This is a genomic window from Duncaniella muris, assembly GCF_003024805.1.
Lineage (GTDB): Bacteria > Bacteroidota > Bacteroidia > Bacteroidales > Muribaculaceae > Duncaniella > Duncaniella muris.
Genome location: NZ_PUEC01000008.1, coordinates 45,854 through 72,801, shown reverse-complemented (window position 1 = coordinate 72,801; position 26,948 = coordinate 45,854). Strand labels below are relative to the sequence as shown.

20 protein-coding genes are annotated in these 26,948 nt (G+C 55.7%); 12 read left to right on the top strand and 8 right to left on the bottom strand.

Annotated features, from left to right (window positions below; translation table 11 throughout):
* The first annotated feature begins 24 nt into the window (after window positions 1-24).
* The 9 genes from C5O23_RS04935 (at window position 25) to C5O23_RS04895 (ending at window position 15,564) form a co-directional block, all read left to right on the top strand.
* Window positions 25-1,329: a glycan-binding surface protein gene (locus C5O23_RS04935; RefSeq protein WP_107031833.1), complete on the top strand. Its 1,305-nt coding sequence runs from the start codon at window positions 25-27 to the stop codon at window positions 1,327-1,329.
* Window positions 1,330-1,356: 27 nt separating this feature from the next.
* Window positions 1,357-3,666 (top strand): hypothetical protein, encoded by a 2,310-nt coding sequence (locus C5O23_RS04930; protein WP_133166505.1) that lies wholly within the window; start codon window positions 1,357-1,359, stop codon window positions 3,664-3,666.
* Window positions 3,667-3,743: 77 nt separating this feature from the next.
* A complete protein-coding gene (locus C5O23_RS04925) occupies window positions 3,744-5,468 on the top strand; it encodes a glycosyl hydrolase (RefSeq protein WP_107031831.1) in 1,725 nt (574 codons plus the stop codon).
* 212 nt (window positions 5,469-5,680) lie between these two features.
* Entirely contained in the window at window positions 5,681-8,119 is a 2,439-nt protein-coding gene (locus tag C5O23_RS04920; protein WP_107031830.1) for a GH36-type glycosyl hydrolase domain-containing protein, read from the top strand.
* A gap of 44 nt (window positions 8,120-8,163) precedes the next feature.
* Complete coding sequence (locus tag C5O23_RS04915) at window positions 8,164-9,279, top strand: glycoside hydrolase family 26 protein (protein ID WP_107031829.1); 1,116 nt, start codon at window positions 8,164-8,166, stop codon at window positions 9,277-9,279.
* An 87-nt stretch (window positions 9,280-9,366) separates the two neighbouring features.
* The gene (locus tag C5O23_RS04910; RefSeq protein ID WP_107031828.1) at window positions 9,367-10,536 is read left to right on the top strand and encodes a glycoside hydrolase family 130 protein; all 1,170 of its coding nucleotides are present in this window, start codon (window positions 9,367-9,369) and stop codon (window positions 10,534-10,536) included.
* Window positions 10,537-10,632: 96 nt separating this feature from the next.
* Entirely contained in the window at window positions 10,633-12,072 is a 1,440-nt protein-coding gene (locus tag C5O23_RS04905; protein ID WP_107031827.1) for an MFS transporter, read from the top strand.
* A 101-nt stretch (window positions 12,073-12,173) separates the two neighbouring features.
* Entirely contained in the window at window positions 12,174-13,406 is a 1,233-nt protein-coding gene (locus tag C5O23_RS04900; RefSeq protein WP_107031826.1) for an AGE family epimerase/isomerase, read from the top strand.
* 304 nt (window positions 13,407-13,710) lie between these two features.
* Window positions 13,711-15,564 (top strand): peptidase U32 family protein, encoded by a 1,854-nt coding sequence (locus tag C5O23_RS04895; protein ID WP_107031825.1) that lies wholly within the window; start codon window positions 13,711-13,713, stop codon window positions 15,562-15,564.
* A gap of 13 nt (window positions 15,565-15,577) precedes the next feature.
* Here the strand turns inward: C5O23_RS04895 and C5O23_RS04890 are convergent, their stop codons facing one another.
* From C5O23_RS04890 to C5O23_RS04850, 8 genes are all read right to left on the bottom strand, one after another.
* A complete protein-coding gene (locus C5O23_RS04890; RefSeq protein ID WP_107031824.1) occupies window positions 15,578-15,952 on the bottom strand; it encodes a DMT family protein in 375 nt (124 codons plus the stop codon).
* A 6-nt stretch (window positions 15,953-15,958) separates the two neighbouring features.
* Window positions 15,959-17,491, bottom strand: a complete 1,533-nt coding sequence (locus C5O23_RS04885; RefSeq protein WP_107031823.1) for a bifunctional metallophosphatase/5'-nucleotidase — start codon at window positions 17,489-17,491, stop codon at window positions 15,959-15,961.
* A 186-nt stretch (window positions 17,492-17,677) separates the two neighbouring features.
* Entirely contained in the window at window positions 17,678-18,157 is a 480-nt protein-coding gene (locus C5O23_RS04880) for a hypothetical protein (RefSeq protein ID WP_107031822.1), read from the bottom strand.
* Window positions 18,158-19,008: 851 nt separating this feature from the next.
* Window positions 19,009-19,590: a 7-carboxy-7-deazaguanine synthase QueE gene (locus C5O23_RS04870; RefSeq protein WP_107031820.1), complete on the bottom strand. Its 582-nt coding sequence runs from the start codon at window positions 19,588-19,590 to the stop codon at window positions 19,009-19,011.
* Window positions 19,591-19,633: 43 nt separating this feature from the next.
* Window positions 19,634-19,969, bottom strand: a complete 336-nt coding sequence (locus C5O23_RS04865) for a 6-carboxytetrahydropterin synthase (RefSeq protein ID WP_107031819.1) — start codon at window positions 19,967-19,969, stop codon at window positions 19,634-19,636.
* A 59-nt stretch (window positions 19,970-20,028) separates the two neighbouring features.
* Window positions 20,029-21,483: a CCA tRNA nucleotidyltransferase gene (locus C5O23_RS04860; protein ID WP_205743424.1), complete on the bottom strand. Its 1,455-nt coding sequence runs from the start codon at window positions 21,481-21,483 to the stop codon at window positions 20,029-20,031.
* A gap of 50 nt (window positions 21,484-21,533) precedes the next feature.
* On the bottom strand, window positions 21,534-22,724 hold the full coding sequence (locus C5O23_RS04855) for a M24 family metallopeptidase (protein WP_107031817.1): 1,191 nt from the start codon (window positions 22,722-22,724) through the stop codon (window positions 21,534-21,536).
* Between the two features lie 7 nt (window positions 22,725-22,731).
* Window positions 22,732-23,619 (bottom strand): META domain-containing protein, encoded by an 888-nt coding sequence (locus tag C5O23_RS04850; RefSeq protein WP_160631765.1) that lies wholly within the window; start codon window positions 23,617-23,619, stop codon window positions 22,732-22,734.
* A 429-nt stretch (window positions 23,620-24,048) separates the two neighbouring features.
* On the opposite strand from C5O23_RS04850, the gene C5O23_RS04845 reads away from it, so the two are divergent.
* The 3 genes from C5O23_RS04845 (at window position 24,049) to C5O23_RS04835 (ending at window position 26,859) form a co-directional block, all read left to right on the top strand.
* Window positions 24,049-24,519 (top strand): deoxycytidylate deaminase, encoded by a 471-nt coding sequence (locus C5O23_RS04845; RefSeq protein ID WP_107031815.1) that lies wholly within the window; start codon window positions 24,049-24,051, stop codon window positions 24,517-24,519.
* 134 nt (window positions 24,520-24,653) lie between these two features.
* Entirely contained in the window at window positions 24,654-26,276 is a 1,623-nt protein-coding gene (locus C5O23_RS04840) for a S41 family peptidase (protein WP_240597674.1), read from the top strand.
* Window positions 26,277-26,301: 25 nt separating this feature from the next.
* Complete coding sequence (locus tag C5O23_RS04835) at window positions 26,302-26,859, top strand: 5-formyltetrahydrofolate cyclo-ligase (RefSeq protein WP_107031814.1); 558 nt, start codon at window positions 26,302-26,304, stop codon at window positions 26,857-26,859.
* Window positions 26,860-26,948 lie beyond the last annotated feature (89 nt).

The window sequence follows — 26,948 nt, the reverse complement described above, 5'->3', positions numbered from 1 at the left end:
ACCCCCTAACCAGTATATCAAGACATGAAATTAAATAAATATTTATCTTCGATAATCCTGCTGTCTGGAGTCTTGGGCTTCGCCCTCACTTCATGCGAGGATCAGCCTGATAAATTTGAAGCTACGGGTGGAACACCGGTTGTCAAATATGTCCGTATGGCTTCAGTGGAATCGGCTGACTCTCTTATCGAAGCAGCATACATGGAGAGCGTCATCTGTCTTGTCGGTGACAATCTTCGCAGCATCAATGAAATTTATTTCAATGACCAAAAAGCGGTCCTGAACACGAGCTATCTGACAGACCATACCTTTATTGTCGCTATCCCCGGCGGTATTCCTGAGGAAGTGACAAATAAGATCTATATGGTCAACAAGGCCGGAAAGACCACTGAATATGACTTCAAAGTCCTTGTTCCGAAACCGGTAATTACTTCCGTCTCAAATGAGTGGGCAAAACCCGGAGAGGAAATCACAATCTATGGCGACTTCTTCATTGACGATCCTAACGTGCCGTTGTACGCCACTTTCCCCGGCAATGTCAAGGCTGAGGAGGTTTCGAATATTACCAAAAACTCTTTCAACGTCATCGTTCCTGATAATGCTGACCTTGAAGGTTCTATTTCAGTAACATCAATCTATGGAACAGGACAGAGTTCTTTGCACTATCGTGACACTCGTGGCATGCTCTTCGACTGGGACGGTGTCAATGGTCTCGCAATAGGCAACGGTTGGCGTTCGGGCGCAGATGTCCTGCAGACTGGTGCTGTAGATGGAATAGAACCTCTTGACGGCAACTATATCCTTTTCAATAAGGAATCAATGACCAACGCAGATTGGCCTGATGAAGATGCTGTATCGTTCAACTACTGGCCTAATGTGACTGACGGACATCCGGAACTGAGCACAATGCTCGGCGACGATTTTGATCCGACAAACTGGCAGGACTATACTCTTAAGTTTGAAGTCTGCATTCCTTCTTCTAAACCTTGGACCGGTGTCGCTCTGAACTGTATCTTTACTTCTTATGCCGAGGTCAACATGGAGGATAATCCGACCAACTCTTATATCGGCAGTGATGACAATTCGAGAGCTCTCTGGAGCCCCTGGAGCACAACAGGATCTTATGACACCGGTGGCCGTTGGACCACAGTGTCTATCCCGCTCTCAAACTTTGTCTTCACCCGTTATGCGGATACCCCTAAAGTTCCGTTGAGCGCAGAATCATTCTCCGGTCTTACATTTATTGTATATGCCGGCTCGCAGACTTCGGAGCTGACAAGTCAGATCTATATCGCCATTGATAACATCCGCCTTGTTCCGAATAATTAATTCGCTGACTTTAATACACGAATAACAATGAACTTCAAATATAAATTCTCAGCATTGCTAATGGCTGGTGCATTGATGCTGTCAGGTGTCACATTTACATCTTGTGACGATGACAATGACCTCAACACCAACCAATATGTGGGAGGCGTATCTCTTAATGTATTCGGCCCGTGTCCCGTAGCACGTGGAGGCGAACTGCGCTTCCTCGGTTCAGGACTGAAGCAGATTCAGGCAGTCCTGATTCCTGGATCCGGTGAAATAACAGATATAAAGATCATTTCGGACAACGAAATCCGAATTATCGTGCCGCAGGATGCAGAACCTGGACTGGTAACTCTTAAGCATGCCAAAGGTTCCATCACTACCAAAACTCCAATCTCTTTCACTGAACCGATATCTATCGAAAGCATCTCTCCGCTTGAAGCAAGGCCGGGTGATGAGATCACCATTGCAGGAGATTACCTCAATCTTATCCACGAAGTGATATTCAGCAAGGATGTTGCCGTAAGTGAAGATGATTTCCTTGCCCAGTCACGTTCCGAAATCAAACTCGTCGTTCCCGCCGAAGCCCAGTCAGGCAAGATCATTCTCAGCGATGCAGCTGAAGAAATGCCTAACTGGATCTACTCTGACGAAGAATTGACAGTTGTCCTCCCGGCCGTTGAAAAAGTCCTTGACCTCACCGACGTCAAGCCCGGCAACACCGTAACCGTAACCGGTACAGACCTCAGCCTCGCAACCCGCATCGTGATGCCTAACGGCGACGACGTTGAGTTCACCGTCAACGACGAAGGCACCGAACTCACATTCGTCCTCCCCGCCAACGTCTCTGACGGTACCATCCGCATGATCCCCGCATCTGGCGTAGAGGTAGCCGTAGCCACAATCGGTGTCGCAGTGCCTGAGGACGTAGTGGCAGAACCCGCCGCAGACATCTGGGCCGGCGACGTCATCAAACTCAAAGGTCTCAACATGGAGCTGATCACCGACGTGCTCTTCCCCAACGTTGAAGATGCCGTAGCCCCCGAAACACAGTCGGCCACAGAGATCACCCTCGTTGTTCCCGCAGGCGCCCGGTCGGGCAACCTCGTGCTCAACACAGCCTCCGGAGCCACCGTTGAAGTTGAGGTCTCCACCCTCAAGCCTGAGGCCGTAGGCTTCGACCCCGTTCCCGCAGCCCTCGCCGGCACCCTCACCGTCAAGGGACGCAACCTCCAGAACGTAGCCTCGATCACCTTCGCCTCAGCAGCCACTGTAGAAGTGAAGAACCCCACCGCCACTGAATTCTCAGTAATAGTACCCGCCACCCTCGCGGCCGGAGCCAATGACGTGACCCTCACCCTCACCAACGGCGAGACCGTTGAAGTCGGCAGCATAGAACTCTCAGCCCCTGAATGCGCTTATGCGACAGCCCTCCCCGGCGAAGACGTTGAAATCCGCGCAGGCGAGACATTCGTCGTAACTATCGCCAATGCCGACAAACTCACCGGCGTGCAGGTCAACGGCCAGAACGTGCAATACATCCTCAACGGCACATCCCTCATCATCCAGGTGCCCGGATCAGCCGGCAAGAACTCTAACTTCACCCTCCTGTCGTCAAACGGCTCGATCTCATATGACATCGCAGTCATCCCCGCAACTCACGTAGGCATGACAATCTGGTCAGGCATGTGGGAAAACACGGGCTGGGGCGGCAATCAGGATCTCGCCTGGGACGGCTATGACTGGAGCCAGGTGCCCGAAGGCGCAATCCTGACCCTCTACATGACTCCCACCGTAGCCGAAGGCGAATGGTGGTGCGTATCGCTCCGTCACGGCGATGGCTGGGGCAGTCTGCCCGACCCGATCCCCGGCCAGTATGAAAATCCTGAAAACGGAGTCCTCTCAGTAGTCCTTACCAAGGAAGTCCTTGCTGACATCGTTGCCAACGGCGGTCTTATCATCACCGGATCTCAGTTTGTTCTCAACAAGGTAGACATCGAATGGGAAATCTCACTCGAAACCACAATCTGGTCCGGCTCATGGGACTGCGGCGCATGGGGCGGCAACCAGGACCTCGCCTGGGACAACTATGACTGGTCTGCAGTCAAACCCGGTCAGATCCTCCGCTTCTACATGACCCCGACCGTAGCGCCCGGCGAATGGTGGTGCGTCTCAGTCCGTCACGGACAGGGCTGGGGTAACCTCCCGGACGATGTCTACAGCCAGATCGACCAGCCCGAAAACAATCTTCTTGAAGTCACTATGACCCAGGCGATCATTGACGACTTTGTGGCCAACGGCGGTCTCGTCCTCTCAGGTCAGGGCTATATCCTCAACAAAGTAACCATCGAATAATCAACTCCGACTGACAGATCCCCGCCTGCGGACACCGCCGGTGCCCGCAGGCGGGAATTCCAAAATCAGATACTGAAATGAATAAACTTAAATATTACTTCATCGCTGCACTCGTCGGAATGTCGCTCTCAGCCTGTAACGACGATGACAACAGCTACAACATGCTTGACGGCCTCGGAATGGTCAACCGCTCGGTGTCGATAGCCGACGGTGTCACAGTCCGCGCCAACACGCTTGACCGGATCACCCTTGACTACAACAACCTTGTAGGCATCAACCCCGACAAGCCTGTCACCCTCAACGGCCAGACCCTCGCACCGGTGGTTAATCCTGAAAACCGAATGCAGGTGATCATCCCCGTGGCCCTGCAGTCATACACAGACTACACCCTCGTGATTCCCGACGGAGCCTTCCACCGCAGTGACGATCCCAAAGTAATGGCCGAAGGAATGACCATCACCTTCAACACCAACACCGGTGTCAACGTCGCAAACCTCGCGCAGTCGCTCATCAACCCCAACGCAACCCCCGAAGCCAAAAAAGTCTACCAGTTACTCCTTGACAACTATGGCAACAAACAGCTCTCAGGAGCTATGGGTGAAGTAGCATGGGGCACTGCCTTCTGCGACCTCATCAAGAACAACTCAGGCAAATTCCCCGCAATCGTCGGCTTCGACTACATCCACCTCGCATCATCGCCCTCCAACTGGATCGACTACGGCGACATCACCCCCGTGCAGACCGTCTGGGATGCCGGCAGTATCCCCGCAGTCTGCTGGCACTGGAACGTCCCGATGGAAGTCTGGGCCGGTCAGTCTGAAATCGGCAACTGGGGCGCGCTTCGCCTCGACAAAGCCGAAGTGCCTGACGCTATGACATTCTGGCAGAACGCCGGCGACGGCACCTATATCGTGGTCAAGTTCAAGGACGCAGCCGCCGATGCTCAGGGCTCTCTCAAAGACAGTGACTGGGGCGGACTCATGTCATCGACTGAATACTTCGACCTCACCCCCGATCAGATCGCAGCCGGAGAATACCGCGTGCGCCTCAACAGCGAAGCAGCCGAAAAAGTGCGCAATGGCGGACTCATTGTCTCAGGACAGAACTACACCGTCACCGGAGTCTACTTCGAACTCACCTGCCGAGACACCAAAGAAGTCAAAGGCTTCGACGCCTCCAAAGTCCTCACACCCGGCACCCGCGAAAACACAGTAGCCACCGCCGACGTGGCCAAACTCGCAGGCTATCTCAAACTCCTCCAGGATGCCAACATCCCCGTGCTCTTCCGTCCCTTCCACGAAGCCGCTGGAGCATACCAGTGGACATGGTTCTGGTGGGGCAACTCAGGAGTAGAGGTGACCAAAGAACTCTGGATCTGGCTCCATGACACTCTCACCAATGACTATGGCCTCAACAACCTCATCTGGGTATGGACCGCCAACTATAATTATGGCATGGACCTCGCTGACATCGAGACACTCCAGTCGGAATATCCCGGCGACGCCTATGTCGACATAGTCGGCACTGACATCTACAAAGAAGCAATGTCAGACCAGTCAGCCATCTTCAACCTGATCCAGGAAGCCGTCAACGGCAGCAAAATCATCGCGCTTACCGAAACAGGTAATCTTCTCGACCCCGATTCACAGTTTGAAAACAGCGCCCTCTGGAGCTTCTTCATGGGATGGTATGAGCAGGATGCCAACGGCCCCGGTTTCCTCACATGGAACCTCAACGGCGAGTGGAACACCGTGCTCAACAATCCCCTCGTTCTCAACCAGGGCGATTTTAGCCTGAAATAATCCTCTCGGACTTAATCATAGGAAGAGGGTATCAAAAATGGTACTATACGGCAACATTCCGATACCCTCTTCCTCTTTTTATCCATTTCCCGCGAAACCTTTTTTAGTTACCTTTGCAAGTCTTCAGACTGCATACGTGGTTCTGACAAATTGAACCGCTATTATATCGTTTGATCCTGAAGAGCTGCTTAACTAACTAACCATATAAAGAAATGAAATACGGCTATTTCGACGACATTAACCGCGAATATGTGATCACCGAGCCCAAGACCCCCTGGCCCTGGATAAACTACCTCGGAAACAAAGACTTTTTCTCTCTCATCTCAAACACCGCAGGCGGATATTCCTTCTACAAGGACGCTAAATTCCGTCGTATCACACGTTACCGCTACAACGGTGTCCCGATGGATGCCGGCGGTCGATATTTCTACATCAAAGACGGTGACACCGTCTGGAATCCCGGTTGGAAACCGACCAAAACTCCGCTCGACGCCTACGAGTGTCGCCACGGCATGAACTACACTGTCATCAAAGGCGAGAAAAACGGTCTCGAAGCAAAAGCCCTCTTCTTCGTCCCCCTCGAAACACATGCCGAAATCACAAGGCTCACCCTTACCAACAAAACCGACAGCCCCAAGAGCTTCAAACTCTTTTCATTCATAGAATGGTGTCTGTGGAACGCAGCCACCGACATGGAGAACTTCCAGCGAAACTTCTCCACAGGTGAAGTCGAGATCGACGGCTCCACCATCTATCACAAAACCGAATACAAGGAACGCCGCAACCACTACGCGTTCTACAGCGTCAACACCCCCGTCAACGGCTTCGACACCGACCGCGAGACCTTCATCGGACTTTACAACGGCTTCGACGAGCCTGACGCAGTCATCGAAGGCCGCCCGCGCAACTCCGTGGCCCACGGATGGTCGCCCATAGCATCCCACTATCTTGAAATAACCCTCGCCCCCGGAGAGTCGCGCGACCTCATCTTCATGCTCGGCTACATCGAAAATCCCCAGGACGAGAAATGGGAATCAAAAGGAATCATCAACAAAGCTCCCGCCCGCACCATGATGGCCCGCTTCGACACAACCGAAAAAGTCGACAAAGCCTTCGCCGAACTCCGCACATACTGGGACGAACTTCTCGGCCGCTTCTCAGTCCGTTCGGGCGACGAGCGCCTCGACCGCATGGTCAACATCTGGAACCAATACCAGTGCATGATCACCTTCTGCTTCTCCCGCTCCGCATCATTCTTCGAAAGCGGCATAGGCCGAGGCATGGGCTTCCGCGACTCCAATCAGGACCTCGTGGGCTTCGTCCACCAGATCCCCGCACGTGCCCGCGAGCGCATCATCGACATCGCATCAACCCAGTTCCCCGACGGCGGCTGCTACCACCAGTACCAGCCCCTGACCAAGCGAGGCAACAACGACATCGGCGGCGGATTCAACGACGACCCCATGTGGCTCATCTTCGGAACCGTGGCCTACATCAAGGAAACCGGCGACCTATCCATCCTCTCCGAACCGGTCCCATTCGACAATCAGCCAGGATCAGAAGTCTCGCTGATGGATCACCTTAGAGTATCCTTTGATCACGTCATCAACAACCTCGGCCCCCACGGACTCCCGCTCATCGGCCGCGCCGACTGGAACGACTGTCTCAACCTCAACTGCTTCTCCAATGACCCCAACGAGTCATTCCAGACAACTGAAAACCGATCCGAAGGCTCAAAAGCCGAATCGCTCATGATCGCAGGCCAGTTTGTCATCTACGGCCGCGACTACGAAGAACTCTGCCGCCGCATGGGCCTCGACGCCGAAGCAGACCGCGCCCGCACACATGTCAACGCGATGGTCGAAGCCGTCAAAGCCCACGGATGGGACGGCGAATGGTTCCTCCGCGCCTATGACTACTTCGGACGCAAGGTCGGATCTCATGAAAACAAAGAAGGCAAAATCTTCATCGAATCGCAGGGATGGTGCACAATGGCCGGAATCGGACTTGAGGAAGGCATGCTCGAACAGTCGCTCGACTCAGTGAAGAAATATCTCGACTGCGAACACGGCATCGTGCTCAACAACCCCGCCTTCACCGAATACGTCATGGACTACGGCGAAATCTCCACCTATCCCGCAGGCTACAAGGAAAACGCCGGCATCTTCGCCCACAACAACCCCTGGGTCATCATCGGCGAGACCGTCCTCGGCCGCGGCGACCGCGCCTGGGAATACTATCAGAAAATCTGTCCCGCCTATCTCGAAGACAAGAGCGACCTCCACAAGGTGGAACCCTACGTCTACTGCCAGATGACAGCCGGCAAAGACGCCGCCCGCCCCGGAGAAGCCAAAAACTCATGGCTCACAGGCACAGCCGCCTGGAACTGGTATGCCATCACTCAGTTCATTCTCGGCATACGTCCCGGCTATGACGGACTCGTCGTCGATCCCTGCATCCCCGCCTCCTGGGACGGCTATGAAGTCAGCCGCCGCTTCCGTGGCGCAGGCTATCGCATCTCCGTCACCAACCCCGCCCACGTCAGCCGCGGAGTGAAACAGATCATAGTCAACGGCACCCCCGTCCGGGGCAACGTGATACCGCTCTGCCCCGAAGGCTCCGACAACAGCGTCCAAGTCATCCTCGGCTGAAGCATCACGCCCCCCGCACCCCACAGACAATAGAAACTATCTTTATGAAACACTATCTTCTGCCCCTCGCCGCCGCCTGTCTCCTCACAGCCTGCGGCTCCGGCAAAACAAACTCCGAACAGATGCCCGCTGATTCGCTCACGCCCGTCCAGACGCTCACGCCCGTCCAGACGCTCGCAGCCCGCCTCGACTCCGCATCCGCCTCCGGACGCTTCTTCTTCGGCCACCACGACGACACAGCCTACGGCCACCGCTGGGCCTATGCCGCTGACTCCTCCGATGTCAGAAACGTCACCGGCCAGTATCCCGGACTCATGAGCTGGGATCTCGGACTGATCGAACTCGACTCCGCCCGCAACCTCGACGGCGTTCCCTTCGCCTTCATGGCCGAACAGATTGCCGCACAGCACCGCCGCGGAGGCATCAACGCCATCAGCTGGCATCCCGTCAACCCCTCCTCGCGCGGCAACTCCTGGGATGTCTCCACCGCCCCCCTGCGCCAGTTAGCCTCTGACAAGGCTCTCGCCGACACCCTCGACACCTGGATCAGCCGTGCGGCCCGATTCATAGCATCGCTCAAAGACGCTGACGGCAATCCCATTCCGGTGATCTTCCGCCCCTGGCATGAAAACTCCGGCTCATGGTTCTGGTGGGGCAAAGACAGTGCAACTCCTGAGGAATACATCGATTTGTGGAAACGCACCCGCCGGGGCTTCGACGCCGCGGGAGTCGACAACGTTCTCTGGGCCTACTCGCCTGACAAAGACCTCACCCGCGAGGAATACTTCGCCACATATCCCGGCGATGACTACGTCGACATCCTCGGCACCGACATCTACCACTTCGATGGCGAGAATGGTGTGGAACAGTACACCGGACGCATCCGCTCGCAGCTCCCGTTCGTGGTCGACGAAGCCCGCAAGCGCGGCAAGATCGCAGCCTTCACCGAAACCGGACTTGAAGGCCTTGAGATCGCCGACTGGTACACCCGAGTGCTTCTTCCGGCCATCGACAGCATCCCCGTGGCCTACGTCTGCGTCTGGCGCAACGCCATCGAGACCGAGAAACCCAACCATTTCTACGTCCCCTACACAGGCCATCCCGCCGAAGCAGACTTCCGGAAATTCCACTCCACACCCCGACCGATATTCGTTGACTGACCTCTGATGCCACTCTCTCCCGCGGCCACCCGTTCAGTCATACATATAACAAAATCATAAAAACAGTCTCTAAAAGCCTCTAAACAGATGGATCTTTTCAATTATCGTAAAAATCTTGTCCTTGCCCGCTACGAGGAACTCGTCACCCGTCCCAACACCCCGATTCAGGGCAACGGCGTCTACGAGCGCTATGCCAACCCGGTCATCACAGCCGAAATGGTGCCCCCGACATGGAAATACGACTTCAACCCCGCCACCAACCCCTACTTCATGGAGCGCATCGGCTGCAACGCCACTCTCAACTCAGGCGCCATAAAGTGGAACGGCAAATACATCCTCATGGTCCGTGTCGAAGGCAACGACCGCAAGTCATTCTTCGCAGTGGCCGAAAGCCCCAACGGCATCGACAACTTCCGCTTCTGGCCTCACCCCGTCACCATGCCTGACACAGAAGATCCTGCCACCAACGTCTATGACATGCGCCTTACCCACCATGAAGACGGCTGGGTCTACGGCCTCTTCTGCGTAGAGCGTCATGACGACTCATGCCCCGGCGATCTCTCGGCAGCCACAGCAGCCTGCGGCATCGCCCGCACCCGCGACCTCATCAACTGGGAACGCCTCCCGGATCTGAAATGCAAGTCGCAGCAGCGCAACGTAGTGCTCCATCCTGAATTTGTCAATGGAAAATACGCCCTCTATACCCGCCCGCAGGACGGCTTCATCGACACCGGCAGCGGCGGCGGCATCGGCTGGGCGCTCATCGACGACATCACCAATGCCGAAGTAACCGAAGAGACCATCATCGACCGCCGTTACTACCACACCATCAAGGAAACCAAAAACGGCGAAGGCCCGCACCCCATCAAGACCTCCAAAGGCTGGCTCCATCTCGCCCACGGCGTGCGCGGCTGCGCCTCAGGCCTGCGTTATGTCCTCTACCTCTACATGACCTCGCTTGAAGAGCCCTGGAAGAAAATCGCATCGCCCGGCGGCTACTTCATGGCTCCGGTGGGCGGCGAATATATCGGCGACGTGATGAACGTCCTCTTCACCAACGGCTGGATCGCCGACGAAGACGGCAAAGTATTCATCTACTACGCATCGTCTGACACCCGCATGCACGTTGCCACATCGACCATCGACCGCCTTGTGGACTATTGCCTCAACACCCCTGAAGACGGACTTTCCACCTCAGAATCGGTCCGCACTCTCAACCGCCTGATCGACAGCAATCTTGAGATCCTCGGCGAATAAAACCACCTGCGAATTGGCCCGATTGACTGACGATTGGGCCAATTCGCATTAACATTAAGAGCTTGTTTTTTACGTCTTCTTACCTCAAATTCTGATATGGCTCCTTTAAAAGAAAAAATAGGCTACGGCTTCGGTGACATGGCCTCGTCCATGTTCTGGAAAGTCTTCAGCTACTACCTCCCGTTTTTCTATGCCAACGTATTCGGCATAAGCCTCGTAGACACCGGTGTGCTCCTGCTTGTCACCCGCATCTGGGACGCCGTCTCTGACCCCATGATGGGCATCGTCGCCGACCGCACCAAGACCCGCTGGGGCAAATACCGCCCCTACCTGCTGTGGGTGGCCGCCCCCTTCTCAATCTGCGGCATACTCCTGTTCACCACCCCTGACTGGGGCTATGCAGCCAAACTCGTATGGGCCTACGTCACCTACATCCTCATGATGACCGTCTACACCGGCATCAACGTCCCCTATGGAGCCATGCTCGGAGTCATGACCGACGACTCGCAGGAAAAGACCGTCTTCTCATCCTTCCGCATGTTCTTCGCCTACGGAGGCTCCTTCATAGCCCTCTTCGCCTGGGATCCCCTCTGCAAGTTCTTCTCCACCTCGATGGGCATGTCGCTCCAGAGCAGCTGGCAGTTTGCCATGATAGTGATAGCAGCCTGCTGCTTTGTCCTCTTCCTCCTGTGCTTCAACTTCACCCGCGAGCAGCTCACCACCGTCAGCTCGGCCTCACTCGGCAAAGACCTCAAGGCGCTGCTGACCAACAAACCCTGGTGGCTTCTCAACGGAGCCTCGCTCTGCTTCAACCTCTTCAACACCGTGCGCGGTGCCACTGTGGCATTCTTCTTCGCCGACATCATCGGAGGCGAACAGCACATAGCCATCTTCTCACTCTCGCTTCTCTTCTACTCCGGCCTCTTCCTCGGAGTCGGCGAGGTTGCCAACATGGTAGGAGTGGCTCTCGCAGTGCCCGTCACCAACAGATTCGGCAAGAAACCCACCTTCATTCTGGTCGACGCCCTGCTCATCATCTTCAGCGTGATCTTCTTCACCCTCTCGCCTGAGTCAAACGGCGGTCTGCTGATGATGCTCCTGCTCCAGATAGTCATCTCGGTGCTCACAGGCGTGATGGCGCCGCTCGTATGGTCAATGTATGCCGATATCAGCGACTACTCCGAACTGAAAACCCGCTCGGCCTCTACCGGCCTCATCTTCTCCTCGGCCTCTATGGCCCAGAAATTCGGCGGAGCCATCGGCGGCGCGGCAGTCATGTGGCTTCTCAGCGGCTGCGGCTACATCGAACGTACCGATGCCAACCAGGGAATGAGCATAGTCCAGCCCGCAAGCGCCATAGAATGTCTCTGGATGCTCATGACCTTCATCCCTGCTGGAGTTGCCCTCCTCTCCATGCTCATAGTCTGGCTCTATCCGCTCGGCACCAAAGAGATGAAAGATATCGTGGCCCGGCTCAAACTCCAGCGTGAGCAACCTGTTGATGACGATCCCGACCGCTTCGTCGAACCAGTCTGAAACGGCAGATTTTTGAAGTCGCTCTAAGGGATTGTTTTTAAACGACCTCTAACAATCTCTGAACATTCTCTTATACAGAACCCCGTATCAACTCTTCAGAAATGAATCAGGAAACTCTAAAAGTCTTCCGTCAGGAACTGCTTGACAACCTGACCCGCAACATACTCCCTTACTGGCTCGACCGGATGACCGATCCGCGCGGAGGCTTCTACGGACGCCGCGACGGTTCTGACAATCTCGACGCCGACGCTCCCAAGGGCGCCATACTCAATGCCCGCATCCTCTGGTCATTCTCCGCAGCCGCTCTCGCCACCGGAAACCCCGATTATCTCGCGGCGGCCACCCGTGCGCGCAACTACATTGCAGACCGCTTCATTGACCGCGAATTCGGCGGCGCTTTCTGGAGTCTCAACGCCGACGGATCGCCCCTCGACACCAAAAAGCAGTTCTACGCCATCGCCTTCATCATCTACGGTCTCGCGGAATACTATCGCGCCTGCGGTGATGAAGAGTCGCTACGCCTCGCCACAGAGCTTTTCGACGCCATCGAGACCCATTCGCGCGACCGCGTGAAAAACGGCTATATCGAGGCCACCACCCGTGACTGGCAGCCGATAGCCGACATGCGCCTGAGCGACCATGACGCCAACGCCTCCAAGACCATGAACACCCATCTCCACATCCTTGAAGGCTACACCAACCTGCTCCGCGCGCTGAAAGAAAAATGTCCGGCATCGTTGGAGACACGTGTGGCCGATGTAGAGGAAGCCACCGTCAATCTGCTTCAGATCTTCCTTAACCGCATCGAAAATCCCGTCAGCCACCATCTGACTCTCTTCTTTGACGATGACTGGAACATCCAGCCCGGAGCCGAGAGCTACGGACATGACATCGAAGCCTCATGGCTGCTGCTTGAGACAGCCCACGTCATCGGTGACCCGCAGTTGACCGCCAAGACCCTCGACCACACGGCCCATATAGCCCAGGCTGCCCTTCAGGGCCGCTGCGTGGACGGGTCAATGGTCTACGAGCGCCATCCCGCCGGAAACTATGACAACGACAAGCACTGGTGGGTGCAGGCTGAAAACGTCATCGGGCAGCTCTGGCTCGCGCAGTTCCACGGACAGCCCGTGCAGCTCGACCGCGCCCTGCAGTCATGGCGCTACATAGCCGACAATCTTGTGGACCCCGCCGGCGAGTGGCACTGGTCGCGCCGGGCCGACGGTTCAGTCAACACCGCCGATGACAAGGCCGGATTCTGGAAATGTCCCTACCACAATTCACGCATGTGCATCGAAGCCGTCAGATCTCTTGACAGCTTCATAGAGGGATAAGACCCCGTTCCGCTGATGGAAAACTCCATTGGTGGATGATGCCACCCTCCGGCAATAATCACAGCCCTCGCAGCGTTTATTAGAAAGCGCCGCGAGGGTTTTCGCTTTGCTGACAGTCTGACCGTCTGCGTCAGCCGCCACCGTAAAAAACGTGCTCTGCGCCACTCTTCACGAGCCGACGCAGAGCAATCATTATAATCAAAAAGCTAATTCTATTACGTTTTATGTCTTTTTGACTCGACAAAGGCGCTAAGGTTTAATATAAACATTCTGTTTTAACGCTATTTAACACAACGGACTCCATATGGGCAAATCAACTGCAACTCATCTCGAACTCCTTGCTCCGGCCCGCACGGCCGACACCGCAATCGCAGCAGTCACGGCAGGTGCCGATGCGGTCTACATCGGTGCGTCGAGTCACGGTGCCCGCCGGGCCGCGGCCAATTCCGTGGCCGAGATAGGACGGGCTGCAGAATTCGCCCATAGGTTCGGCGCCCGGATCTATGCCACCGTCAACACGATTGTCTATGACGATGAGATCAGATCAGTCGAAAGGCTTGTCGGTGAGCTCTATCGTGCCGGTGTCGATGCCCTTATAGTCCAGGACATGGGCCTTCTGCGCATGGATCTGCCACCCATCGAGCTTCATGCCAGCACCCAGTGCGACATCCGTGATGCCGCCAAGGCCCGTTTTCTGGCCGATGCAGGCTTCTCACGCCTGGTGCTTGCCCGCGAGCTCTCTCTGAAAGAGATAGCCGAAATTCATGCCGCAGTGCCTCAGACTCCGCTCGAAGCTTTCATCCACGGTGCGCTCTGTGTCAGCTACAGCGGCGACTGCCGTGCAAGTTTCGTCACCACCGGCCGCAGCGCCAACCGCGGAGAGTGTGCCCAGATCTGCCGTCTGCCCTTTGACCTTGTCGACGGCTCCGGTCGTCAGCTTGTCAGCGGGCGCCATCTGCTTTCGCTGCGCGATCTGAACCGCTCGTCGGTAATGCCCGAACTGGCCGGGGCCGGAGTCACCTCCTTCAAGATCGAAGGCCGTCTCAAGGACGATGCCTATGTCAAGAATACCGTAGGAGCCTACAGCCGCATTCTCGACCGCCTGGTCAGTGAGAGCGGCGGCCGCTATGTCCGCCAGTCGGCCGGATGTGTCAGCCTCGGTTTCAGTCCCTCGCTCGAAAAGAGTTTCAACCGCGGATTCACCCCCTATTTCCTCACCGGGCGCGCCCCTGCCAAGGGAATGGCCTCAATGGCAAGCCCTAAGGCCATCGGCCAGAAGATAGGCACAGTCACCGCCTGCAATGCAAAATTCATCACCGCACGCCTCGACGCGCCTCTGGCCAACGGTGACGGTCTCGGATTTTTTACCCCTGCAGGAGCTTTTACCGGCTTCAGGCTAAACCGTGCGGATGGCAACCGTCTTTTCCCGGCCTCGCCCCAGACCATTCCGGCTGGCACTGCGCTCTACCGCAACCGCGACAAGAATTTCGACGATCAGATCACCGCGGCCAAGACGCGCCGGACGCTGGCGGTCGACATGTCGCTCCACCTCCGCCTGCCCGACCGCCTGATGCTTGAGATGACTGACGAGCGCGGAGTCTCGGCCTCGGTAGTGGCCACACTCGACTCACCCCTGCAGACCGCCGTCACCCCGCAGGCCGCCCCGCGCCGCAAGATTCTCGACAAGCTCGGCGCCACCGTCTATCGTGCAGGCCGTATAGTAGACCTTGCAGGCGATTATTTCATACCTGCCTCAGCCCTTGCCTCGCTTCGCCGCGACTGCGTGGAGGCTCTGGAGCGCGCCTCACGCATGACCTATTCCTATTCCTACCGGCTCCCTGAGAAGCCTGATGCAGGGCTTCCCCAAGGCTCTGTGCTTACGGTCCATGACAACGTGGCCAACCGCCTTGCCCGCGAGTTCTACAGCGATCACGGAGCATCGGCCATAGGCTCTGCCGTGGAAACCGGCGGAGACAACTCGCAGGCTCCGGTGATGACCACCCGCTATTGCCTGCGGCGCGAGCTCGGAAAGTGTCTCCGCGAACCCTCCGGCAAGGAATGGAAAGGTCCGCTGACCTTGATCAGCGGACCTGTAAGACTCCGGGCCGACTTCGACTGTCAGGCTTGCCGGATGAATCTTTATCACGTAGGAGAGTAAGAGCGGCTCTTTTTCAGCTGTCCATAAATACCAGATAGACGGCTGCTATCAGCAGGCAGAATGCCAGAAAGTGATTCCAGTGGAGCGCCTCGCCCTTGAAAAACACTATGGTGAAAATCGAGAACACCACCAGTGAGATCACCTCCTGCATGACCTTCAGCTGCAGCAGCGAAAACTGGCCGCCGTTGCCGGAGAAACCGTAGCGGTTTGCCGGAACCATGAAAAAATATTCAAACAGAGCGATGCCCCATGAGAGCAGTATCACCAGCATCAGCGGGGTCTGCGAGGTTATGACCTTCATTTCCGACAGTTTCAGCTGTCCGTACCAAGCGAAAGTCATGAAAATGTTGCTTATGACAAGCAAGCCCAATGTAAGCCATCCGTTCATTGTCTCTTAGAAGCTTGTCATGCGGGCCTTTTTGTCAGGAGCCGACAGCAGTTTGTCGAGTTTCCCGGCCGAAATGTAGTCGATGAGTATCTTATAGAGCACTTCATTGCTCTTGGCGAGAGTCACGCCCTTTTTCAGAGGCTCCATATAGTCATTGCCTGCGGCGAGATAGTCGATCGTGGCAAGGCGGTAGCTGCGTTTCGGGTCAATAGGCTTGCCGTCGATGGTCACGCTGTTGACAGCCTTGGTCGAGGGATCATAGACCGCCTTGACATTGCCGCTCACTCCGTTGCCGTCCTGCGCGGCCATGATGCCGAAGTTGTCTATCAGGTCCTGGCCCTTGATCTCGATGACTACTATAGAGTTGTCAAACGGAGCGATGTCAATGATCTCGCCCTGGGTGATGGGGCCGGCGGCAAGTGAGTTGCGGATACCGCCCTTGTTCATGATGGCCAGGTCGACAGGCTTTCCGCAGATTTCCTCTCCGCGGATCTTGACGAAATCGCTCAGCAGATTGAGCATCTCTGTCGACTTGCGTTCGAACTCGAAAGGCGAGTTGCCTATCACCTGCGAGCGCATCGAGTCGACTTTGGCGCGGTATGGGGCCACGATTGATTCGATCTTCGAGCCAACGCGGCTGTCCAGACGGCTGTCAACGGAGATCAGCTTGGCGCTGACCTCCTTGGTGTCAAGGTCAATGTCGATCTCGCCGAGGTTCACACCGCTTGATCCGGTCTGCAGCACACTGATAGTGTCACCGTCGGCATTTGCCACTCTCCAGGCGGGCACTCCGGCGCGCTTGTCGGCCGGGTCAATCACCGTGTGGGAGTGACCGCCGATGACCACGTCGATGTCGCGTGAATTTCTGGCTATGTCAAGGTCGCTGTAGCCGGGCTCGTTGTCATAGCCGATATGGGTCACGGCAATCACCATGTCGGCGCCGTCTTTCTTGAGCCGGGCAGCCTCTTCGTTGGCAGCCTTTATGCCGTCGATGTATTTGACACCGGCGTAGTTCGACTCGGTCACAATTCCAGCCGGATCAAGATTGATGCCGATGAAGCCCACGGTCTTGTCGCCGATCTTTTTCATCATCGAGGGTACAAAAAGGCCTTCGAGCGTCGATCCGCTGAAGTCATAGTTGGTGCTGAGGCGCACGGCGTTGAGCTGTTTCCACTCCTTGGCGAGCTGCTCCATGCCTTTGTCAAACTCGTGGTTGCCGAGAATCTGTATGTCATAGCCCATAGCGTTCATGACCTTGCGCTCCACTTCTCCGCCGAAGAGGGTGTAGTAGAGCGAGCCCTGCACTGCATCGCCGGCATCAATCAGCATCACGTTATCATTGGCACCTCTTACGCTGTCAATCAGCACACTGCGCCGGGCCGCGCCACCGAGGTTGTGGCGGTCGGGGTCGATGGCCGAGTGGGTGTCGTTTGTGTGGAGAATCACAAGCCGGTTGGCCGAATCGTCTTTCTTCGTGCAGCTGCTCACGCCGAAGAGGGCCGCTAAAGCACACGCTATCAGTAATCTGTTGAGTTTCATATGCTATATTGATATAATATCTAAATTACATTACAAACGGCACTTCGCAAAAGTTTCTCACTCCCGCAAAACGCATCGGCAAAATTAGCAAAAATCCTTGAATACCGGAGGCAAGAGGTTGTTTTTAAACGAGCTCTAAAAATCATCATGGCCGGCGAAAGACTTCGGGGCGCTCCGTTGGGGTGCTTACTGTCGGGCCAGACGGCGGCGCAGCCTGTTTGCCGCACGGCGCACCTCCTGCTCGTAAAGGCGGCGTTCGCGGCGGTTTCGCGGTCTGAACGGCTCCGGTTCTTCGTCCTCGGCATCATCGGAGTCAACATCCTGTTCGGCTGCTGCGGGGGCAGACACTGCCGCAACGGCTGCGGGCTCACGGTGTTTTCGGGCGGCATCGGCCACTCTTTCGGCGGCGCGCTGACGTGCACGGCGTGAACGCTGGAGAGCCTTATCAATCTCTATGCGTAGCAGGTTGAAAACCAGAATCGTAGCGGCGTCTGAGCCGCCCGGAGGCAGAGTGCCGTCAGCCATATAACGGTCAATGCAGCCCATAGTCGCCTCCGCGGCATCCTCACGGCCTACACTCCTCAGAGAGTCTCTTACGCGGTCTGTGATAGTGGAATAGAAGTTTTTTGATACCGGACAGAGTGGCTTTCGTGTATGTTTTTTCATAGCGCAGTAAATTTTGACTTTTCGTTTGTATTATTACTGCAAAGATAATCACCACCGTCCCCGTTTTAGTGCGATAATGCGGGAGAGGGCAAAAAACATAGTCCCCCGTTGCTTGCTGGACCATCCGGGCCTCGTCTTGCGGGCACCCGTCATCTGCGGGTCCATTCGGAACGGTAAATCGGTGTCCTGCCGGACACCACATTTGTTTGAATGTATCCCCCCGACACCTGTGCGCAAAGCGCTGCGGTGTCGGGGGCTACGAGTAAACCGGTGTCCTGGCGGACACCCGCTGCCCGCTGCCCGTCCGTCCCCCGCCTTGCCGCCGTCCTCCGTTGCCTGTGTGACCGTCCGTCCCCCGCCTTGCCGCCGTCCTCCGTTGCTTGTGTGACCATCCGGACCCTGCCTGCCGGGTTTGGCGCTGCCTTTGGATCTGTCCAGGTCACGCTGCGCGTGCTGAGACCGGATGGTGATGTCCGTCAGGACATCGGTTTACTCGTAGCCCGTGACACCGCAGCGCACAGCGCGCAGGTGTCACGGGTTTGCGATCCCCTCCAGCATGTGGTGTCCGGACGAGGACACCGATTTACCGCCCCGGATGGAATGCTAATAATTAAAATATTTTGAATTCTTAGATTTAACTTTATGAAATCTTTATAGCTTTTTTCGACCAATTTTAAGCTTTAGTTCAGTCATTATGGAACCCCATAACTCTTTCACAAAATCTAAAAATTGACTCGAAAATATTCTCTAAATCTTAACATAAATCAAAAGTAAACACGACTCTTAAAAGTCGTTGTATCGATCTTGTCAAGGCGATCAATCCTGACGTAACGCTCCGATTATAAAGCTGCCTACTGTATGTCGATCAGTTTGTGGGTCTGAAGGGAGAGGCGCCAGTGGGGGTTGGCGAGGATGTAGCTGACGGTTGCAGCCGTGTTCGAACCGCCGTCGTAGCGAGGTGAGCTGCAGGGCTGTAGGAAATAGTGCATGGCCGGAAGCGAGTTGGCTATGGACTCGACATCCTGACCTTCGTAGACCACTTTGAGTTCGTCGATGTTGCGCAGGCGCACGGCTATCTCACCCCCAGGGCCCTGCTTCGGCGAACAAGTCACCCAGTCAATCCCTTCGGGCAGAGGATTGGTGCCGTTGGTCTCGATCTGTATGAACCAGCCCTCGTCATGGAGCAGATCGACCAGCATCTGATCGAGTTGCAGCGAGGGTTCGCCTCCGGTGATGATTATGTGGCGTGTGGGATATTGCCCGATTGCCTCTACAATCTGCGCGGGACTCATCAGAGTGTGTTCCTCGTGGCGGGTGTCGCAGAAGCCGCATTTCAGATTGCAGCCGCTCATGCGCAGAAACACCGCGGGAGTGCCCGTGAAGTAGCCCTCGCCCTGAAGCGAATAGAAAATCTCGTTTATACGGTAGCTCATAAAAAAGGAGTAGTGGTGGGGGGAGTGTTGGTGGGGGAATGGATTATTCGTCAGTCTCGTAGCTTGCCACGTTGCCCTCGCTTTCCTGCACGTCCACGCGGTAGCAGTGGGGAATCTGCTCGCAGATCCAGCGGGCAATGTTCTCGGCCGTGGGGTTGAAGGGGAGAAGTTCGTTGAAATTGCCGTGGTCGAGATAAGAGGTGATGTGCTCCTTGATGTGGCTGAAATCGGCCACCATACCGTCGGCGTTGAGCTGGCGTGAGCGGCAGTGGACGGTCACAATCCAGTTGTGGCCGTGCAGGCGGCTGCATTTGCTTTCATATGACAGTTCGAGGCGGTGGCAGCCTGCAAGTTCGAATCGCTTGGTGATATAGTACATAAGTAACTCTCTCTCTAATTAAAGAAACTCTGAAATTTTTTTGGGGGGTGTAACTCTTGTTATGAAACACCCTCTTGTTCCTTGGCGCCGCTGACCGGATAGAGGCCCTGCTCGGCGGCCAGGCGCAGCATCAGTTCGCGGGCTTCCCCGTGGTCGTTGTGGATCACGCCGTCAAGCACCGCATTTTTGATGGCACTCTTGATCTGGCCTACTACCGGACCGCCTGAAATGCCGAAAGTCTCCATGATCTCGGTGCCGTCGACCGGCGGCTTGAAGTTGCGGATGTGGTCACGCTCGTTGAGGTCTACCATCTTGCGGCGCACAAGCGCGAAATTGTCGAGAATCCGGCGCACTTTTTCCTGATTCTTGGAGGTGATGTCGGCCTCGCAGAGAGTCATCAGATCTTCAATGTCATCGCCCGCGTCGTGGATCAGACGGCGCACAGCCGAATCCGTGACCTCGTCCTCCACCAGTGCTATGGGGCGCATGTGGAGCTCTACGAGTTTGGCCACATATTTCATCTTTGAATCCTGCGGGAGCCTCATGCGGCGGAAAATGCGCGGCACCATCTTGGCACCGATGAAATTGTGGTTGTGGAAGGTCCAGCCTATTTTTTCGTCCCAGCGCTTGGTGACGGGCTTGGCTATGTCATGCATAAGCGCTCCCCAGCGCAACCACACGTCGTCGCTCTTCTCGGCCACGTTGTCGAGCACGGCCATAGTGTGGTAGAAATTGTCCTTGTGGCCGCGTCCGTTGACCACGTCCACCCCCTTCATGGCGGCCAGCTCGGGGAAGATGATGGCAAGCAGACCTGATTTCAGCAGCAGATCCCAGCCGGTTGACGGGCGGCGGGAGTGCATGATCTTCATCAGCTCGTCGACAATGCGCTCTTTTGAGATGATGCGTATGCGCTCGGCATTGCGGCGTATGGCCTCGAAGGTCTCAGGCAGGATGGTGAAATCGAGCTGAGTGGCGAAGCGGATGGCCCGCATCATGCGCAGAGGATCGTCGCTGAAAGTGACATCGGGATCGAGCGGAGTGCGCAGAATACGGCGCTCCATGTCGGCCAGTCCGTCGAAGAGATCCACGAGCTGCCCGAAGCCGTTGCGGTTGACACACAGAGCCAAAGCGTTGACGGTGAAGTCGCGGCGCGAGAGGTCTTCTTCGAGAGTGCCGTCCTCGACCACCGGCTTGCGCGAGTTGCGGTCATAGCTTTCGCGGCGTGCGCCTACGAATTCGAGTTCCGTGTCGTGGCGCTTGACCTGCGCGGTGCCGAAGTTGCGGAACACGTTGAGGTGTGTGCCCCGGCCGAGGCGCGAGGCCACTATCTCGGCCAGTTCGATGCCGCTGCCCACGGTCACGAAGTCGAAATCCTTTGACGGGCGGTCAAGAAACAGATCGCGCACGCATCCCCCCACGGCATAGCAGGGGCGGCTGATCGAGTCGGCTGCCTCGCCGATGGAGTGGAAGAGCGGGAGGTCGATTTTTTTTACTATATCTTCTAAAGATTGCATTTTCAGGTGTTGGCTGTGGTGAGTGGGAGGGGAGTGTGGCGGCCTGTCGGTCAGACGTCGAAATAGGAAATCTCCTCAGGGGCCGGGGTCAGGCATTCAATGCCATCGTCATTGACGGCATAGGTATTCTCGATGCCTACGGCACCTGTGCCCGGAATCACGAATTTCGGTTCGAGGGCTATCACATTGCCTGCGGCGATGATGTCGCGCGAGCGGGGAGCGATCACCGGAAGCTCGTTGATCTCTATGCCGATGCCGTGGCCTATGAAGCCTGCATGCTGGCGGTGGCCCATGAAGTAGGGGTGCAGGCCGCACTCTCTGACCATCTCCTCGGCCTTGGCATAGAGCGCCTTGGCCTCGGCTCCCGGACGCATCATGGCGCAGAGCTCGCGGTGGATGTCGATTGAACACTGATGGGCCTTGAGAGCCAGCGGATCGACATTGCCAAGGGCGAATACACGGGTCATGTCAGTCATGTAGCCGTCAAAATTGCCGTTCATGTCGACCATCACCGTATTGCCCGGCTTGATGGTGTTGCCGTTGGCACCCACCGGCAGCGAGGGATCCATGCCCTGGCCGCCCATTGCGAAATCGTAGGGCGAGGGGAAGTCGGCATTGTCGCCCACAAGCACGTTGCCCATATAAAGCTCCATCGAGTCTCCACTGATGCGGAACTGGCCGAGGCAACCTTCCAGACGGCTGAGTTTCTCGATCTCCACCTGAAGCTCAAGATCGTTCATGCCCGGCTGATAGAGATGAGGGATGCGGCTGTAGACATGGACATGCTTCACTCCTGAGCGGCGTATCATGTCGATCTCACCGGCAGTCTTCACCGCGCGGGCCTGGCGCATGACCGCAGAGGCGTTTTTAAGCTCGCTCTGCGGAAAGACGCTCTTCAGGCGCATGGCCGTAGAGTAGGGGAGCACATCCAGTTCGAGGCCTATGGCTTCGGGAACGTTCAGCCCCACAGTCTGGCCTATCTCTTCAGGCTTGCGGATATAGACCACACCGTCGCCTTCGAGTTCCACCGGCCGGCGCACAAAATAGATGACCGGACCTTCCAGAGGCAGATAGATGTATCCGGCGTAGACACGTCCGGTCAGATAATATTTGTTGGCATTGTCAGAAATCAGCATGGCCGGAAGCTGATCGGCAGCCATCCGGGCCCTGACCCTGTCAATGCGCATCTGCTGCTCTTCGGGAGTGAGGAGCAGCAGATGGCTGATGTCTATGGGTTTCATTATCGGACTATTCTTCATTGAGCTGGTCGGGAGAGATGCGGATAAGGGTCAGCATCGGCATTCCGTCGGAATCCTTCATGATAGCCTGGTCGGCAGAGGCACCTTCAGTGCATGTGGCCACCTCTTCGAGAGCCACGAGGAATGACTGTTCGGTGGCAATGTCAGGGCAGGTCATGCGGGTGGTGGCGAGATCCTTGAACTCTATGCCGTCGCCCTTGTCGAGGTTGATGACCACGGTGCCGTTGAGAATGTTGCAGCCGGCATTGCCGTGGATTTTGCATTCGTCAATATCGATCACCACCTTGATGGCTGTCGAGGCAGGAACCGGAGTACCCTTGATGGTAGTCACCTGCCATGCGCCGTTGAGGAACGATAGATTGCGCTTGCGCAGAGTCATGAGAGCCGTGCCTGATTCGGAATTGAGCGAGATGGAGTTGTTGTCGATCACACTGTAGGAAGCCACCTGGTTGATAGCCTGGTTGAAAGCGAATTCATAAGGCGCGTCCGGACAAGCTTTGAGCGAGGTGATAAACTCGCCGTTGGGATTGAGCTTCGTGCCTTTGACAATCCATGAACCGTTGAGATAATTGCAGCCGTTGAAGCCGATCACCAGAATGGCGGTCTTCGCTTCAGGGATAGCCTTGAAAGTCACTTCGGGATGATTGTCGCCGTTGACCTTCACCTCCTCGCCGTTGATAGTGGTGACAGACCAGCTTCCGAGCAGAGGCTCGATCAGAGTTTCGGCAGATGCCGGTTTCGGCTGTCCGGTTACGGTAGTAGTCTTTACGTTTGCGTTTTCGCTATCCACGGTAGTGCCGTTTTTTTTGAATACATTGCAGCCTGACATAAGCAAAGTTGCTGAAATGGCGGTTGCTAACAGAGAAACAGATTTCATAATCATATATGTTTTTTTAATTTCGGAAGGACGTTCGGGAACTCCGGCTACAACTTCGGGAGCCCATCGGGTTTTAGAGATTAAACATCCGAAACCCCGACTTTGTGCGCCCTCCGTGAAGAATTGACAACAGTCAGACGCCACCGCGCCTGATCTAACTACACCACAAAAGTAATCAATTTCCCGCACATAGGCAATCTTTCCCCGCCAACGCCCCCGGCCACCGCGATAATTACATAACCCTTTGCAAAAAAAGATCTGTCTGACAAATCCTGGCATCGTTTGCTTTTAAGCGATGATCTGACCGTTTAAAGGATTACGTGGCTATGTTTTGTGCACATTTTTGGGACGGATGTGTTATATTTTGCGATGAAATGTGATTTAATAGAATTATTCTCACTATCTTTGCACTGAATAAATCGACCGATTATGGAACATGACGGCAAGGAACATAACGGCAAGCAGGAGCTGCTCGACAGACGCTATCTGCGCATGGCCCGCATATGGGCCGAGAATTCCTATTGCGAACGGCGGAAAGTCGGGGCGCTGATGGTTAAGGGGCGCACTATTATTTCCGACGGGTTCAACGGAACTCCGGCAGGCTTCGAGAATGTCTGCGAGGACGAGAGCGGTCAGACCAAGACCTATGTGCTCCACGCCGAAGCCAATGCCATCACCAAGGTGGCCCGCTCAAACAACTCTGCCGAGGGTTCGACGCTCTATGTTACCGCTTCTCCCTGTCTGGACTGCGCGAAGCTGATCATCCAGGCCGGAATAAAGAGGGTGGTGTTCAACGAACTCTACCGCATCACCGACGGCATAGATCTGCTGCGCCGTGCAGGGGTGGAATGCTGCCATATATCGGATGCCTGCGAGACTGACGGCGTTTATAGTAATTAGCCGCCTGCTCCACGCCGGCCCATACTTAGAGGCCGTTGTTTTTTTGACAACCTCTTATTGCTATTCGTACATTATTACATTGTCTCTGATAAGATAAAAACATCAAAAAGCTAATTTTTTTGTAAAAACCTTCTATGAACAACCGTCTTAAGAAAACATCCGTCTGGATGCCGCTTGCCATTGCAGTGGCTCTCGTGGCCGGAATGTGGATCGGTAAATCTTTTTTCAATAATTCCGCAAGGTGGAATTCCAGAAGCAAGCTTGACACGATTCTGGAAATAATCGACCGCTCGTATGTCGACGATGTTGACCCCGACAGTCTGCTTGAGGCTTCGTTTGCCGGGTTGCTCTCGCATCTCGACCCCCACTCGGTCTATATCCCCGCCTCGGATCTTCAGAACGTCAACGAGGAGCTGAGCGGCTCGTTTTCAGGCATCGGCATATCGTTCAATCTGCTCAACGACAGCATTAATGTGCTTGAGGTGATTTCCGGCGGACCCTCGGAGAAGGCCGGTCTGCTTGCCGGCGACAAGATTGTGAGCATCAACGACACCATTGTGGCCGGGCAGAAATGGAGCGATGTCAAGGTGCGCTCTTCGCTGCGCGGGCCTAAGGGGAGTGTGGTGAAGCTCGGCATCAAACGCCACACGTCGAAAAAGATTCTTCCTTTCGAGGTGGTCCGCGGCGACATCCCTGTGACCTCTATCGACGCCGCCTATATGATCGCTCCGAAGACCGGCTATGTCAAGATCAATAAATTCGGGTCGAACACCTACAGCGAATTTCTCACCTCGGTTGTCAACCTTATGGCCGACGGGGCCGAGAAGTTTGTAATAGACCTCCGCGGCAACGGCGGCGGCTTCATGGAGCCCGCCGTGCTGATGGCCAATGAATTCCTGCCTGCCGGCTCGCCGATAGTGAGTATGCGCGGAAAGACTGCTCCCGATGACCGCCCTACGTTCAGCGACGGTTCCGGATCGCTGCTCAACACCGAGCTGGTGGTTCTGATCGACGAGGTCTCGGCAAGCGCGAGCGAGATCTTCGCCGGTGCTATCCAGGACAATGACCGCGGACTGGTGATAGGCCGCCGCTCGTTCGGCAAGGGTCTGGTTCAGAATCAGATCGAACTGCCTGACAGCAGTGCCCTGCGTCTGACCATAGCCCGCTACTACACTCCGTCGGGGCGCTGCATCCAGAAGACCTACGCTCCGGGAACGGATTATGACCGCGATATCATCAACCGCTACGAACACGGCGAGTTCTACAGCGCCGATTCCATAAAGCTCGACAAGTCGCTTGCCTTCGAGACCATGCACGGACGCACCGTCTATGGCGGCGGGGGCATCATGCCTGACATTTTCGTCCCGAATGACACTGCCGGCATCACGTCGTATTATCTCAACGTAGTCAATGCCGGTCTGATTCAGAAATATACTTTCGACTATACCGACCGAAACCGCGACAGGCTTGAAAAGTCAGGCGGTGTGGCTGCTCTTCTGCGCATGCTCCCTGACGATGACACTCTGCTTCAGGACTTTGTCAGCTACTCGCAGAAGGCCGGTGTGGCTCCCCGCTGGTACTACATAAACATTTCCCGTGATCTGCTTGTTAATCAACTGAAAGCCATGATAGTCCGTAATGTGCTTGGCGTAGAGGGCTATTTCAAGGTGTTCAACGAACTTGACCCGACGGTTGTCAGCGGAGTCGAGGCTCTCGCCTCCGGCAAGGCGGCTTTTCCGGTCAAGGAGATAAAATAGATTCTCTAAAGCTTCCACCGGGACTATGAAAAAAGATGACATAAGGCGCAATATAAAGGCCCGCAAGACTCTTCTGAGTGAGGAGGAAAAGCAGGCGGCGGCCGAACAGGTGTTCAGCCTGCTCGAACAGACTGCCGAATTCATGCTGTCAGACAGGATTTTGATGTATCATTCGCTTCCTGACGAACTGTCAACGCGGGCGTTTATCAGAAAGTGGTGCGGACGCAAGCATTTCTATGTTCCGCGCGTCAACGGTGTGAATCTTGAGATTCTTCCATACGATGAATCGCGCCTGAGCCTCGGTTCGTTCCATATCGAGGAGCCTACGGGGACTGACACTTCTTCGGTCGATGAGATGGAGATGATCGTGGTCCCGGCTGTGGCCTATGACCGCAGCGGCAACCGTGTGGGCCGCGGCAAGGGTTATTACGACCGCCTTCTCGCCGGAAGCCGTGCCCGCAAAGTGGGTGTGGCCTATGATTTTCAGCTCGTTGATGAGATTGAAGCCGATCCGCATGACGTGCAGGTTGACGTGGTCATCACCCAGAACAATCACATTGTTATCAGGAAATACCGCCACTGATTTTTCCACGGCGCTCCCCCCCTTCCATCTGTCCGCCTCCAAGCCCTCCGGCCAAATGACCGAACGGTGAATGGGAGCGGGTGCTGTCG

What these genes read in the sequence shown, in the direction of transcription:
- C5O23_RS04935 (WP_107031833.1), top strand. Translation starts at nt 25, where the DNA reads ATGAAATTAAATAAATATTTATCTTCGATAATCCTGCTGTCTGGAGTC.
- C5O23_RS04930 (WP_133166505.1), top strand. Translation starts at nt 1,357, where the DNA reads ATGAACTTCAAATATAAATTCTCAGCATTGCTAATGGCTGGTGCATTG.
- C5O23_RS04925 (WP_107031831.1), top strand. Translation starts at nt 3,744, where the DNA reads ATGAATAAACTTAAATATTACTTCATCGCTGCACTCGTCGGAATGTCG.
- C5O23_RS04920 (WP_107031830.1), top strand. Translation starts at nt 5,681, where the DNA reads ATGAAATACGGCTATTTCGACGACATTAACCGCGAATATGTGATCACC.
- C5O23_RS04915 (WP_107031829.1), top strand. Translation starts at nt 8,164, where the DNA reads ATGAAACACTATCTTCTGCCCCTCGCCGCCGCCTGTCTCCTCACAGCC.
- C5O23_RS04910 (WP_107031828.1), top strand. Translation starts at nt 9,367, where the DNA reads ATGGATCTTTTCAATTATCGTAAAAATCTTGTCCTTGCCCGCTACGAG.
- C5O23_RS04905 (WP_107031827.1), top strand. Translation starts at nt 10,633, where the DNA reads ATGGCTCCTTTAAAAGAAAAAATAGGCTACGGCTTCGGTGACATGGCC.
- C5O23_RS04900 (WP_107031826.1), top strand. Translation starts at nt 12,174, where the DNA reads ATGAATCAGGAAACTCTAAAAGTCTTCCGTCAGGAACTGCTTGACAAC.
- C5O23_RS04895 (WP_107031825.1), top strand. Translation starts at nt 13,711, where the DNA reads ATGGGCAAATCAACTGCAACTCATCTCGAACTCCTTGCTCCGGCCCGC.
- C5O23_RS04890 (WP_107031824.1), bottom strand. Translation starts at nt 15,952, where the DNA reads ATGAACGGATGGCTTACATTGGGCTTGCTTGTCATAAGCAACATTTTC.
- C5O23_RS04885 (WP_107031823.1), bottom strand. Translation starts at nt 17,491, where the DNA reads ATGAAACTCAACAGATTACTGATAGCGTGTGCTTTAGCGGCCCTCTTC.
- C5O23_RS04880 (WP_107031822.1), bottom strand. Translation starts at nt 18,157, where the DNA reads ATGAAAAAACATACACGAAAGCCACTCTGTCCGGTATCAAAAAACTTC.
- C5O23_RS04870 (WP_107031820.1), bottom strand. Translation starts at nt 19,590, where the DNA reads ATGAGCTACCGTATAAACGAGATTTTCTATTCGCTTCAGGGCGAGGGC.
- C5O23_RS04865 (WP_107031819.1), bottom strand. Translation starts at nt 19,969, where the DNA reads ATGTACTATATCACCAAGCGATTCGAACTTGCAGGCTGCCACCGCCTC.
- C5O23_RS04860 (WP_205743424.1), bottom strand. Translation starts at nt 21,483, where the DNA reads ATGCAATCTTTAGAAGATATAGTAAAAAAAATCGACCTCCCGCTCTTC.
- C5O23_RS04855 (WP_107031817.1), bottom strand. Translation starts at nt 22,724, where the DNA reads ATGAAACCCATAGACATCAGCCATCTGCTGCTCCTCACTCCCGAAGAG.
- C5O23_RS04850 (WP_160631765.1), bottom strand. Translation starts at nt 23,619, where the DNA reads ATGAAATCTGTTTCTCTGTTAGCAACCGCCATTTCAGCAACTTTGCTT.
- C5O23_RS04845 (WP_107031815.1), top strand. Translation starts at nt 24,049, where the DNA reads ATGGAACATGACGGCAAGGAACATAACGGCAAGCAGGAGCTGCTCGAC.
- C5O23_RS04840 (WP_240597674.1), top strand. Translation starts at nt 24,654, where the DNA reads ATGAACAACCGTCTTAAGAAAACATCCGTCTGGATGCCGCTTGCCATT.
- C5O23_RS04835 (WP_107031814.1), top strand. Translation starts at nt 26,302, where the DNA reads ATGAAAAAAGATGACATAAGGCGCAATATAAAGGCCCGCAAGACTCTT.